Raw genomic sequence first — 12,874 nt, forward strand, 5'->3', positions numbered from 1 at the left:
GCTTGCCGGGTGACGCATGACGGCGCTGTTGCTGGCGCTGTGCCTGACCCTGGCCGTGCTGCTGGCCTGCCAGTGGCAGGCGGCGCGCATGTGGCGCATGCGCCATGCGACCGGCGCGGTGCTGCAGGCGGCACAGGCGCAGCGCATGGCCGATGCGCTGGCGCTGCTGCACGCGCTGCCGGCGGCCGTCATCGGTACCGATCACGATGGCGTGGTGCGCTACCTGAATCCTCGCGCCAATGCCATGGGTGGGCTGCTGGGCGCCGCTGGCCTGGGCCAGCCCGTGACGCAACTGCTGCCGCTGTTCCATGACGGCACGCCCGTCGATGCGGCGCGCCAGGTGCGCGACTGCGTGGCGCAGCAGGAAGTGCTGGAAGTGGTGCGCGGCGCCGTGCTGCTGCGCCACCTCGATGGCAAGCGTATCGACGTGCAGTACAGCTGCGCGCCGCTGGCGCAGGGTGGCGCGGTGCTGCTGCTGCACGATGTGTCGGCGCGCCGGCGCGCCGAGCAGCAGCTGGAATTCATCGCCCATCACGACGGCTTGACGGGGCTGCCGAACCGCCTGCATTTCCAGATCCGCTTCGAGCACGGCATCGCCTACGCGCGCCGCCACCAGGCTTTGCTGGCCGTGCTGTTCGTCGATATCGACCGCTTCAAATCCATCAACGACAGCCTGGGGCACGACGTGGGCGACCAGGTGCTGACGGAGTTTGCGCGCCGGGTGCAGCAGTGCGTGCGCAAGGTCGATACGGTGGCGCGCCAGGGCGGCGACGAATTCATCATCTTGCTGACGGAATTGCGCACGGCGCACGATGCCGAGCGGGTGGCCGAGAAAATCGTCGGCGCCATCGCCGCACCCTTCGTCATCGGCGAATACAGCCTGTCGGTGGCGGCCAGCGTGGGCGTGGCCCTGTACCCGGACGACGACAGCGACGTCAATGCGCTGATCGAAAAGGCCGACCTGGCCATGTATGCGGCCAAGCGCCACGCGCCTGGCACCTGCCTGCGCTACGCGCCGCGCATGCAGACGCAGTCGTATTCGCGCACCATCCTTGAGACGGCCCTGCGCCACGCGCTCGAACGCAATGAGTTCGCCCTGTTCTACCAGCCGCGCATGGACTTAAAGACGCGCACGATCACGGGCGTGAAGGCGCTGCTGCGCTGGAAGCACCCGGAACTGGGCCTGATGATGCCGCTCGATTTTTTGCCGGTGCTGGAAGAAAGCGCCTTGATCCTGCCGGTGGGGGCCTGGGTGATGGCCACGGCGGTGGAACAGGCGCGCAGCTGGATAGCGCAGGGGCAGATGCTGACGGTTTCCGTCAGCCTGTCGGCGCGCCAGTTTTACCAGCGCGATATCGCGCGCAATTTCGCCGCCGCGCTGGAGGCGGCCGGTGTGCCGGGGCATTGCATCGAGCTGGAAATCGCCGCCGGCATCCTGATTGAGCGCAACCAGAACTGCGAACTGATACTGCGCCAGTTCCGCCAGCTGGGCATGGCGATCGCCATCAGCGATTTCGGCACGGGCGACGCGTCGCTCAATTACCTGAAACGCTTTCCCACGGATGCCGTGAAGATCGAAAAGTGCTTCATCGACGACCTTGGCAAACCGGGCGGCGACGGCGCCATGGTGCGCGCCATCGTGGCGATGGCGCGCACGCTAGGACTGCGCAGCATCGCCGGCGGCGTGGAAAGCGGCGAGCAGCTGGAGCTGCTGGCCGAGATGGGCTGCGACGAAGCGTTTGGCTATTTTCTCGGCCGCGCCATGGCGCCCGAAGGTATCGAAGCGCTGCTCAAAAGCAGTGAAGTCATTCAGAACTGATAGCGCAGCGACAGCAAGGCGTTGCGCGGATCGCCGTAGTAACCACCCATGCCCGTCGAGTAGTAGCGCTTGTCCAAGATATTGTTGACGTTCAGGGTCGCCACCAGCTGCGCACTGACCTGGTACTGCGCCATCAGGCCCGCCACGGCATACGCCTTCTGCGTGAAGCGTTCGCCATTCGGGCCGCGGTCATCCATGTAGATATCGCTCTGCCAGTTCACGCCGCCGCCCAGCACCAGGCCAGGCACGCCTTGCGCCAGGCGCCAGGTGGTCCACAGCCTGGCCATGTTCTGCGGCTGGTTGGTCTGGATGCGTGCGCCGGCGGCATTGCGGATGCGGCTATGGGCATAACTGGCCGTCAGCTGCCAGTCGGGACGCAGCTGGCCCGACACCTCCGCCTCGAAGCCACGCGTGGTGGCGCCCTTCACCGTGTGATAGGCGTAGGAACCGCCGCCCGTGCCGATGATCCAGACGTTGCCCGGATCGGCTTCGGCCAGGTTTTCCTGCTTCAGCTGGAAGAGGGCGGCGCTGGTGGTGAGCTTGCCGCCGAAGAATTCGCCCTTGGCGCCCACTTCGTAGTTCTTGCCTTGCAGCGGCGCCAGGAAGCGGCTGTTGACGTCGCGCTGGCTTTGCGGCGTGAAGATGCTGGTGTAGCTGGCGTAGGCCGACCAGTGCCGGCCCAGGTCATAAACGAGGCCCGCATACGGCGTGATCTTGCCGTTTTCGCGCATCGCGTCGTACAGGTCCGTGTCGTTGACATAATCGCTGCGGATGTCGCGCTTCCAGTACGACAGGCGGGCACCAAAAATCACCGACAGGGCGTCCGTCGGGCGCAGGCGCAGCGTCGAATACAGGCCGCTTTCCTGTTCCTTGTCGTACGAGCTGCCCAGGCGCGTGCCGCTGTAGTCGGGCACTGGCATGGCGCCATTCCAGGCGTGGATATCGGGCACCGTATGGTCATAGCCATCGAGGCGCCAGCCCGGATAGATGGGGCTATTCGTCTTCAGTTCCGAAGCGCTCACGCCCAGCACCAGTTCATGCTTGCGGCCGAAGGCCTGGAACGGGCCGCTGATGTACGCGTCGAGCGAGGTCTGTTGCGGCTTGCTGTGCCAGTTGGCCAGCCACAGCCGCATGCCGCCGCCCGTCACGCGGTCCGGGTAACCATTGCCGGAAAAGCCCTGCAAGGCATCGTACTGGTTGCTGCTGCGGCTGACGGCCACCTTGGCGATCCAGTCGTTGTCGAAATAATGGTCGAGCGTGGCGAACAGCATGCTCTGTTCGCGCTCATACGTGCTCCACGCGGCAGTGCCGTTCATCGAGCGGTGGAAGCGGGTCTGCGAGCCGTCGGCATAGAACATGGGGAAGTCGCGCCCTGCGCCCTTGAGCTTTTCCTGTTGATAGTTGATGCCGGCGCTGAGCACCGTCGAGGGCGACAGGTCCGCCTCGACGATGGCGTACAGCACGTCCTTTTTCTGGCGGTAGCGGTCGATGAACGAGCGCTGGTCTTCATGCGCGGCGACGATGCGCGCGCGCACCTTGCCGTCCGCCGTCAACGGCGTCGAGACATCGCCTTCGATGCGGTAGCGGTCCCATGATCCCAGCTGCGCGCCGGCCGTGGCGGCAAAGCTGCGGCCCGGGCGCTTGCGCACCAGGTTGACGGCGGCCGACGGGCTGCCCGTGCCGCTGATCAGGCCCGTCGCGCCGCGGATGATTTCGACGCGGTCGTAGATGGCCATGTCGTAGGTGCGCGCTTCCAGGTTCTTGCTGGTCGGGATGCCGTCGAACATGTATGACGTCACTTCGAAGCCGCGTGAAAACACCTGGTCGTATTCGCGCGTGCTCGAGGAATGGTCGACCGTGATGCCGGGCGCCTGCAGCAGCACATCTTGCAAGGTGCGCAAGCCCTGGTCGTCGATCTGCTGGCGCGTGATGACGCTGACGGCTTGCGGCGTTTCGCGCAGCGACAGGTTCAGGCGCGTGGCGCTGGTCAGGCCCGCGTAGCTCCGCTTGCCTTCCGTGGTGCCGTCGCGCAGTGCGCTGGAGTTGACGGCCACTTCGTCCAGGGTGGCGGCGATCGGCGCGGCGGGCGAGGCGGCGCCCACCTTGCGCAGCACGTAGCTGCGTTCCCCGCTGGGCAGCGCATCGAGGCCCGTGCCGGCCAGCAGGCGGGCCAGTGCCTGCGGTACCGTGTAGCTGCCGCTCAAGCCTGGCGTGCGCACGCCTTGCAGCAGTTCGGCCGCCGCGCCCACGCTCACTTTGGCCTCGATGGCAAAGTTGGCGATGGCGGCGGACAGCTCGCCCGGCGGCACGCTGAAACTGATTTGCGTGCTAGCTTGGGCGGAGGTGGCATCGGCCGCCATGGCCGGCGCCTGCGCCAGCGACAGCGACAGCAGGATCATGGCGCTGCCGATGGCGCGCGCGAGGGGAGTCAAACGAGGTGGGTGCATGGTCTGGCCTTTCCGGTGAGTGTCGTTGTGATACTCACAGGACAGGCCAGGGTGAAAAAAGGGCCAACTTTTCACGATTATTTTTTGCGGGCCGCGAGAGTGACCCAATACGGGGTGCGGTACAGCACGTCGACGGGCAGCATGCGCGCCAGGCTTTCCAGCACGGCGTCCGTGTCGTCAAGCTGGAAGGCGCCCGACAGGCGCAAGCCCGCCACCTGCGGTTCCACGCGCAGCAGGCCGGGGCGGTAGCGTGACAATTCGGCAGCGAAGGCATCGAGGCGCATGTCCTGCGCCGCCAGCATGCCGTGCGCCCACGCATCGGCTTGCAGTGGCGCTGGCATGGGCAGGCCGGCGTGGCTGGCGTCGAAGCGGCTTTGCTGGCCCTTTGCAACCGTGCGGACGGTGGCTGAAGGCGCGCGCGGCGTGATTTCCACCGCGTGTTCGAGCACCGTCACGCGACTACTGTCGTCGTCGACGCGCACGGTGAAGCGCGTGCCCAGCGCGCGGATGCGGCCATGGCAAGTGGCGACGATGAAAGGGCGGCTGCCCGCATGATCGGGGCGCGTCTGCACCAGCACTTCGCCGCGGCGCAGGGTCAGCCGGCGTTCGCCGGCGCCATATGCCACATCGACGGCGCTGTCCGTGTTGAGCACCAGGGTGCCGCCATCGGGCAGGGACACTACACGCCGTTCACCCACGCCGCTGCGGTAATCGGCCAGCATCTCGTGGCGCACCAGCAGCCACGCGGCGGGCGCCGCCATCAGCGCCAGCAATACCTGCACGGCCACGCGGCGCTGCGGCCGGCGCAGCACGGGCACGGCCAGATCCGGCGGCAGCAGATTCGCCGTCTGGCTCACCTGTTGCACCCTGTGCCAGGCGCGCGCGTGTTCCGGGTCGAGTGCGCGCCACTCGGCCGACGCCGCCAGCTCATCCGGCGTGGCCTGGCCCGACTGCTCCAGCAAATACCATTCGACGGCCTGGCGCGCCACCTTGCGCGACAGCAGAGGAGATGCTGGAGCGGCCGCGCTCATGCCGGCAGGTCCGGCGCCAGCAGCACGCATTCGGTCAGGGCCTCGGCCACGTAACGCTTCACGGAGCGCTCGCCGATGCCCAGCTGCGCGGCGATGTCCGCATACGCATGGCCTTCGATCTGCGCCATGATGAAGACGGCGCGCACCTTCGGCTTCAGGCCGTCGAGCATGGCATCGACCGCTTGCAGCGCTTGCAGGATTTCCGCGCGCTGCTCGGTCGATGGCACATGCTGTTCGGGCAGGGCGGCGAGCGCGTCCAACCACGCGCGTTCCAGCGACTGGCGGCGCAAATGGTTGATCAGCAGGTGTTTGGCGACGGTCGCCAGGTAGGCTTTCGGTGCGCGCAGGGCCGGCGTTTGCGGTTGCATAGGCGCGCTGGCCAGCAGGCGCGCGAAAGTATCCTGCATCAGGTCGGCTGCCTCGGCAGCATTGCCCAGGCGCCGCTGCAGCCAGTGCGCCAGCCAGCCGTGATGCGCGCGGTAGTGGATTTCCAGCTGCGTGGGCAGCAGGGGTGAGGGCGCGAACGGACTGCCTGGCATGGCCACGATATCTACAGAATCGCCAGCGCGATGGCAGCCAGCACGGCCGCGCCGCCGATGACGCGCGCCAGGCGCATGGCCTGGTGCGGCGCGTAGGGCAGCAGCCAGATCAGCAGCAAGCCGCAGCCCGTCAGGCTGCCGACCCAATAGACGAGGCCATAGCCGCCGCCGGCGATGTGCATGGCCCAGGCCAGGCCGGCCGCCAGCGCCAGCCAGCCGGCCCACTGCAGGCGGCGGCGCAGCGGTGCAGGCGGTTCGGCGCCGCGTCCGTGCAGGTCGGCGTAGTGGCGGTCCATCGCCAGGCACAGCGAGGACAGGCCCGCATAGCACAGGGCAAATACAAGGAAGTTTGACAGCAGCTCCATCACGCGGTCTCCATCGTCGTTGCCGGCTTGGCGGCGGGGACTGCCTTGGCCGCCTTCACGGGCAGCGGTTTCAATTTGAACGCCGCATACGCGAGGCCCAGACCCAGCACCAGCACCACCAGGTCGAAGGCGGCCACTGCCACGGGGCCGCGCCCCAGGAACAGGGTCACGCCCAGGTGCGAGCCGGTGGTGAAGAGGTTCAGCACGGGCAGCGATGCCAGCAGGAAGGCGCCGGCGGCCAGCTGCATGCGCCACATGGCGCGCGAGGGACGCAGCTGGGCGATGATGGCGGCCAGGGCCCAGGCGCCGAAGAAGCAGGCGATTTCCTCTTTCGGCCGGTCTTCCATCGTCACCGACAGCAGGCGGTTGGCCCAGAAGTAGGCGCCGAAGGCGATCGGGATGCCGGCGATGGCGCCGATGTTGAGCGCCTCGACCAGGCGCAGGCCAAAGCTGGCGCGCTGGCCGGCGGCCAGTGCCTTGGCCTGCTTCTGGCGCGTCTTGACGGCCCACAGCAGGGCGCCCGTGGCGACCATGGCGCAGCCGGCCAGGCCGGAGAGGAAGAACAGGGCGCGCAGCAGCGGTCCGCCGAAATGCGCGATGTGCAGGCCGACCATCACGCCGTGCGTGGCGGCCGCGCCGGGCAGCGCGGCGCCATCGGTGGACAGCAGTTTGCCGGACACGCCATCGAATTCCATCGACGGCTGCTTCGACGACAGGTCGCGTCCGCCGGCACGCGTCAGCGAAATGGTGGCGTTGGCGTCGCCCGGGTGGTTGACGGAGATGCGTTCGACCTTGCCGCCACCCCAGTGCTGTTCCGCCTGGCGCACGAGGGGCGCGAGTGGCGCCAGCGGCGCGGCCACGCCGGCCGGCTTGCTGTCGCCCGAGCGGCCGGGAAACGCTTCGGCAAAGAAGGCATCCTGGTCGCCCTTGTAGGCGGCCGTGGCGCCGGACGGCATGTACAGGAACATCAGGGTGACCAGTCCCGTGTAGGTGATCATGATGTGGTAGGGCAGGGCCAGCACGGCCGTCACGTTATGCGCGTCGAGCCACGAGCGCTGACCCTTTTTAGGCCGGAAGGTAAACAGGTCCTTGAAGATACGCTTGTGCGTGACGATGCCGCTGATGATGGAGACGAACATGAACATGGCGCAGAAACCCACGATCCAGCGGCCCCAGATGGCCGACATGTAGTGCAGGTCGAAGTGCAGGCGGTAGAGGAATTCGCCGCCCCGCGTCTCGCGCGGCTTCGACAGCACCTCGCCCGTGGCCGGGTCGGCTTTTTCGCTATGAAAATTGCCGCGCCGTCCGCGCTTCTTTTCGCCGGGCTTCGACGGTTTGCTCCAGCCCAGTTGCGTGGCGGGACTGCGCTCGCCGGGCAGGCTGATGAACCAGCGCGTGGCGCCCGTGGCCCGCTCTTCCATCGCTTTTTGCGCGACCTTGGCCGCTTCCTCGGTACTCACCTGACTGGCGGCGGCGCCGTGCAATTCGGGCTGCATCCACAGGGTGATTTCATTGCGGTAGTAGCTGGCCGTGCCGGCGCAAAACACCAGCAATAAAATCCAGCAGACCAGCAGGCCGGACCAGGTGTGCAGCCATGCCATCGACTGGCGGAAACCTTCTTTCATGCGAGACTCCAGGATAGTGCGTCCATCGACTGCAGGATGGCGGCGATGACGGCGGCCGGGATCAACAGCCCGAGCCAGGCGCGCAGGGCGCTGCGCGTGGCGAAGACCCACATCACGGCGCAGGTATAGATGGCAAACGACAGCAGGGTGGCTGTCATGACGGCTTCGGAACGGGCCATGGGCAGGCTCACCGACAGCAGCATGGTGACCAGCGCGGCCAGTACGTAGCCGCCAACGATGGCCGCCACGCTGCGCGACGCCACGCCGAGGCGGTACACGGTGCCGGCGGAGAGCCGCAGGCGCGGCATTTTAATGATGGCTGGCGCTTGCATGGTCAGTCGTGATCCTTGCTCGGTGGCAGGGCCGGGCCGGCCGGTAGCGGCGTCACGCCTTGCGGCTGCACCAGGCTCAGGGTGGTCACGAACATGGCCTTGTCATAGGTTTGCGCGCCGCGCTGGCCGGCCGTCTTGTCCGTGTGCTGCACTTCCAGTACATAGCTGCCCTTCCATGGCAGCGGGAAGCTGACCAAGCCTTGCGCATCGCTCCACGCTTCCTTGCCCCAGCCCGATTGCACCACGGCGTTGACCTTGGCTTGCGCCAGCGGCTTGCCCTGGTAGCTGACCTGGAACTGGCCTGGTTTGCCGGTCGGTACCAGGTCGAGCGTCAGTGCGGGCGCTTGCGCCTTGCCGTCGGCGATCAGGCGCGCGGCGGGAACCCACACGGTGCGCGTGCTCTTGCCATCCTTTTTTTCTTCCCACGATGGGTAGTTGTCTTCCTCGACGATGATGCTTTCGCCGGCGCCCACCTTGCCATTCAGGATGAACGCGCCGGCCGTCTTGTTCGCCTGCAGCGGCTGCGTGCCTTTGGCCGAGATCCACGTCACATTTTTGATGCTGAACTTGTCCAGCAAGCCGGGCGACGCTTCGCGCAGGTTGTCGCCGAATTCGCCGAAGTACACGCTGGCTGCCTTGCCATCCTGCTGCAGCCAGAGCTGGTGCGCGCTGGCCGTGCCAGAAGCGAGGGCTGCGCCCAGCAGGGCGGTGGCGAGGGCGCCGAGGCGCGCGATGGAAGTGATGTGCATGGTGTATGCCTTAGTTTGTGGTGAGAAACGTGGTTATCGCAGCGGTGCAAAGTACTGGAAAGTGGCGGCGGCAGCGCCGGCCAGCGAACGTGCTCGCGACATGAAACTACCTTTTTTCGTGATTGATATGCGAAGGCTTGCTTGGCGGGGATGCCTGGCTGGCGCAGCGTGTCATCCAGTTGCGCATCAGCCATGCCGTCCTGGCCGGTCGATGGCAGGGGGCACGCGGGATGCAGACTCCGAACGGGATCCAAATGTGAATGAGAACTATTCTTATTATAGTGTGGGGTTGCGAGACATGCAAGAGTGAGGTGTGGTAAACGAGCACGGCCGCCCCATTGCTGGCGGCGGCCGTGCGTGCGCAGGAACGCGGGCGTTTACAGCTGGCCGCGCAGGGTCAGCATGGCGTTGCGTGGCTCGCCATAGAAGTTGGAGCCATAGGCGGCCCACACGCGCGTGTAGTATTTCTTGTCGAACAGGTTGTTCACCGTCAGCGACAGCTCCAGTTTCGGACTGAGGCGGTAGCCTGCCTGCAAGCCCACCGTGGTGACGGGGCCCTGCTCGAATTTCACGGGCCCGTTCAGGCGGTACATGCTGCTGACGCTGCGCAAGCCGCCGCCCACGCTGACTTTATCGAGCGCGCCGGCCAGCCGGTAATTGGTCCACAGATTGACATTGTGGCGCGGCGCGATGAAGGAGTACAACTGCGCCTTCTGGTCGTCGCTGCCTTCCAGGGTGCGCGTGCTGGTGTAGGAATAGCCGCTCGTGATGTTCCAGCCCGGCAGGGGGCTGCCGCTCAGCTCTGCTTCCATGCCCTGGCTGCGCATCTTGCCGGCGCCGATGGAAAACAGCGGGTTGGCCGGGTCGGGCATGACGCGGTTCTCGTCCTCCATGCGGAACAGGGCCGCATGCGCGTTGACGTTCTTGTCGAACAGCTCCGCCTTCAGGCCCAGCTCGAATTGCTGGCCCGTGCGCGGCTTCAGGGTCTGGCCGGCAGCGTCCGTGGTGCTTTGGGGCGTGAAGATGCGCGTGTAGCTGGCGTAGGCCGACAACTGCTTGTCGAGCTCGTAGACCAGGCCCGCGTACGGCGTGAACTTGGCCTTGATGGTGTTGCTGACATCGATGAACTGATTGAAATACGCGTTGCGGTTGACGGTATGGTTGTCCCAGTGCGTCAGGCGCCCGCCCAGGTTGACGGCCAGGCGTTCCGTCGCCTGCAGGCGGGTGCGCGCGTACAGGCCGAACTGCTTGCTGCGGTTGTCATTGCCGTTGGAGAAGGTGTAGCTGGGCTGCGCGATATTGTTGTCAGGATGGAAGATATTGATGGGGGCGCCATCGCCGCCGCCATACTGGAAATTCTTGTGTACCTGGCGGTAGTCGGCGCCCACGATCAGGTCGTGACTGCGGCCAAACGCCTGGAACGGCGTGGTCAGCCAGGCGTCGAGGCCCTGCGTCTTCCAGTGGCTGCGGTAGTTCCAGCTGATCAGGCAGCTCTCGCCCGTGACGGGGTCGGCCGAGCAGTCGGACCAGCCGAAATTGCGCGACGGTTCGTCCTGTTCACGGTACAGGGCGGTCACCTTGAACTGGCCGCCATTGTCCAGTTTGTGGTCGAGCTCGGCAAAATACTCGGTGACCTTCTCCGTGATGTGGTTCCAGGCCGGGTCGAGGTAGGTGGAGCGGGGCACGTCGAGCAGGCGCCCGTCTTCATACGCGGGCAGGCCGAAGGCGGGACGGCCCTTGTATTGCTGGTGGGTGACGCCGCCTGTCAGCATGGTGCCCGGCGCCAGGTCGACGGCAACGGTGCCGTACAGCAAGGGCTTTTCCGCATACACATGGTCGACGAAGGAGCGCCGGTGTTCATAGGCGGCCACCAGGCGGCCGCGCACCTTGCCGTCCGCGCTCAGGGGGCCCGTGACATCCGCTTCTGCATAGTAGCGGTCCCAGGAACCGGCGCTGAGCACGCCGCTGGCGGCGAAGGTGTCGCGCGCGCGCTTGCGCACCAGGTTGATGGTGCCGCCCGGGTCGCCCGCGCCCTGGAACAGGCCGGCCGGCCCGCGCAGCACTTCCACACGGTCATAGATGGCCAGGCCGAAGCCGGCCGACAGGTCGTTGCCCGTGCTGGCCGGTGTCATCACGCCATCGACCTGCACCGCATCGAGCGCATAGCCGCGCGAATAAAAGTTGCCGTGGTTGCCGCCCGTGCTGCTGGCCTCGACGGTGATGCCCGTCACGCCGCGCATGGCGTCGTCCAGGCTCAGCAAATTCTGGTCGTTCAACTGCAGGCGCGTCAGCACGGAGACGGATTGGGGAATTTCGCGCAGGCTTTGCCGGCCCTTGCCGATGCTCACCGCCTGCGCCGCATATGACTTGGTCAGCTCGCTGTCTAGCGTCGCCTCCTGGCGCGCGCTGACGGTGATTTCCGCCAGGGTCGCCACTTTGCCCGTGGCGGCGGTCGCGGGGCGGATGATGACGCTGCTGCCGTCGATGGCAGCTACCAGGCCGCTGCCGGCCAGCAGGCGCTCCAGGCTGTCGGCCACGCTGAGGGTGCCGCTGACGGCGGGCGCCGTCTTGCCGGCCACGAGTTCCGGCGCGAACAGCAGTTGCAGATTGGCTTGCCGCGCCAGCTCATTCAGGGCTTGTCCGAGCGGCTGGGCGGCGATGGACAGTGTGACGGGTGACAAGGTTTGCGCTTGCGCCAGGGGGATGCTGCCCAGGGCCAGCATGGCGGCCAGGGCGAAGGGGGCGGGTGTCAGATTGAGGCGGGGGGACCACATGTTGCATTTCTCCAGGTTAATTTGTTGTCGATTAACTTGGTAGACGCGGCAATGAGTAAAACCCTCACCTGCGAATGCGAACTATTTGCATTTATTTTTCAGGCAGCCGCATCGCAGGGGCTTGCACGGGTATTTTTGCCGCCATGCGGATCTCGCTGGCGCCGCCGCTGCGCACGAGCTGCACGGGCAGCAGCTGCGGCAGGGCGGCGGCAAAGCGGCCGAGCTGGGTCAGGCTGAAGCTGCCGCCGATACGCAAGCTGGCCACGGCAGGATCGCGCGCGACCAGGCCTGTGTCGCCGTAGCGCTCGAACTCGGCCAGCGCCGCGCCCAGCTGCACATTGTCGAAGGTGACCCGGCCCGTGCGCCATGGCGCCACGCTGTCTGGGGCCAGGCTGGCGACGCCGGACAGGCGGCCGCCGGCATCGCTGCTGACGCCCTGGCCGGCCCGCAGGTCGACCAAGTCTTGTCCTGTGCCCGCCACGCGCACGTGACCATGTTGCACGGCCACGCGCAGCTGGCCGTCGTGTTCGAGCGTGTTACGCACGGAAAATTGCGTGCCCACCACCGTTACCGTCAAAGGGCCGCTGACCACATCGAAAGGCTGGCCCTGCTTCGATTGCACCTGGAACAGCGCTTCACCGTGCGCCAGACGCACTTCGCGGCGCTGGCGGTACAGGGTGACGTGCAGCTGCGTGGCCGTATCGAGCTCTACCTTGCTGCCGTCGGGCAGGGCGACGGCCAGGCGCTGGCCGCGCATGGTGGCATACGACTGGCTGAACACGGCTTGCTGTTGCCACCACTGGTAGCCGCCCGCGCCCACGCTCAGCAGCAGCATGGCGGCGGCCGCATACGGCAGCGCGCGCAGGGAGCGCAGAAGCGGGCGGCGGGGGCGGGAGGCTGGCGCAGCCTTGGGCAGTGCCCAGCGGGCGGCGACCTGCGCGGGAATCTGGCGCGCTGCGCGGTGCGTCTGCTGCAGCTGCGCATACGCTTGCGCGTGCAGCGCGTCGGCCGCCAGCCAGGCGGCAAACTCGGACTGTTGCTGCGCATCAAGGTTGCCGCGCCGGCTGAACCAGGTGGCGGCCGCCAGGGCTACGCCATCTTGCGTGGCGGCAAAGTCGGCGTACTCGCGCAAGTCTGCCTCGTCCTGCGCGGACGGGCCGAAATCGTAGCGAGGCGGGTGGACGTTCATGGAC

General features: G+C 66.7%; 10 protein-coding genes. 1 reads left to right on the top strand and 9 read right to left on the bottom strand.

The window, feature by feature from the left end:
* The first annotated feature begins 16 nt into the window (after window positions 1-16).
* Window positions 17-1,819, top strand: a complete 1,803-nt coding sequence (locus tag ACQ4WS_RS19200; RefSeq protein ID WP_436478669.1) for a putative bifunctional diguanylate cyclase/phosphodiesterase — start codon at window positions 17-19, stop codon at window positions 1,817-1,819.
* Here ACQ4WS_RS19200 and ACQ4WS_RS19205 read toward each other — a convergent pair.
* The 9 genes from ACQ4WS_RS19205 to ACQ4WS_RS19245 all read right to left on the bottom strand — a co-directional run bounded on the left by ACQ4WS_RS19205 (window position 1,810) and on the right by ACQ4WS_RS19245 (window position 12,870).
* Window positions 1,810-4,266 (bottom strand): TonB-dependent siderophore receptor, encoded by a 2,457-nt coding sequence (locus tag ACQ4WS_RS19205; protein WP_436478670.1) that lies wholly within the window; start codon window positions 4,264-4,266, stop codon window positions 1,810-1,812. The genes ACQ4WS_RS19200 and ACQ4WS_RS19205 overlap by 10 nt on opposite strands.
* A gap of 77 nt (window positions 4,267-4,343) precedes the next feature.
* Window positions 4,344-5,297 (bottom strand): FecR domain-containing protein, encoded by a 954-nt coding sequence (locus ACQ4WS_RS19210; protein WP_436478671.1) that lies wholly within the window; start codon window positions 5,295-5,297, stop codon window positions 4,344-4,346.
* Window positions 5,294-5,836, bottom strand: a complete 543-nt coding sequence (locus tag ACQ4WS_RS19215; RefSeq protein WP_436478672.1) for a sigma-70 family RNA polymerase sigma factor — start codon at window positions 5,834-5,836, stop codon at window positions 5,294-5,296. Before ACQ4WS_RS19215 ends, ACQ4WS_RS19210 begins: the two co-directional genes overlap by 4 nt.
* An 11-nt stretch (window positions 5,837-5,847) precedes the next feature.
* Window positions 5,848-6,201: a DUF3325 domain-containing protein gene (locus tag ACQ4WS_RS19220; RefSeq protein ID WP_436478673.1), complete on the bottom strand. Its 354-nt coding sequence runs from the start codon at window positions 6,199-6,201 to the stop codon at window positions 5,848-5,850.
* On the bottom strand, window positions 6,201-7,826 hold the full coding sequence (locus ACQ4WS_RS19225) for a PepSY-associated TM helix domain-containing protein (RefSeq protein ID WP_436478674.1): 1,626 nt from the start codon (window positions 7,824-7,826) through the stop codon (window positions 6,201-6,203). The genes ACQ4WS_RS19220 and ACQ4WS_RS19225 overlap by 1 nt, the downstream gene beginning before the upstream one ends.
* Window positions 7,823-8,158, bottom strand: a complete 336-nt coding sequence (locus ACQ4WS_RS19230) for a DUF3649 domain-containing protein (protein ID WP_436478675.1) — start codon at window positions 8,156-8,158, stop codon at window positions 7,823-7,825. Before ACQ4WS_RS19230 ends, ACQ4WS_RS19225 begins: the two co-directional genes overlap by 4 nt.
* Before the next feature lie 2 nt (window positions 8,159-8,160).
* Window positions 8,161-8,907 carry a DUF4198 domain-containing protein gene (locus ACQ4WS_RS19235; protein WP_436478676.1) on the bottom strand — a complete coding sequence of 249 codons (747 nt, stop codon included), beginning with the start codon at window positions 8,905-8,907 and terminating at the stop codon, window positions 8,161-8,163.
* Between the two features lie 377 nt (window positions 8,908-9,284).
* On the bottom strand, window positions 9,285-11,681 hold the full coding sequence (locus ACQ4WS_RS19240) for a TonB-dependent siderophore receptor (RefSeq protein ID WP_436478677.1): 2,397 nt from the start codon (window positions 11,679-11,681) through the stop codon (window positions 9,285-9,287).
* A 91-nt stretch (window positions 11,682-11,772) separates the two neighbouring features.
* A complete protein-coding gene (locus ACQ4WS_RS19245) occupies window positions 11,773-12,870 on the bottom strand; it encodes a FecR family protein (protein WP_436478678.1) in 1,098 nt (365 codons plus the stop codon).
* Window positions 12,871-12,874 lie beyond the last annotated feature (4 nt).

This window comes from Janthinobacterium leeuwenhoeki, from assembly GCF_051380795.1.
GTDB lineage: Bacteria > Pseudomonadota > Gammaproteobacteria > Burkholderiales > Burkholderiaceae_D > Janthinobacterium.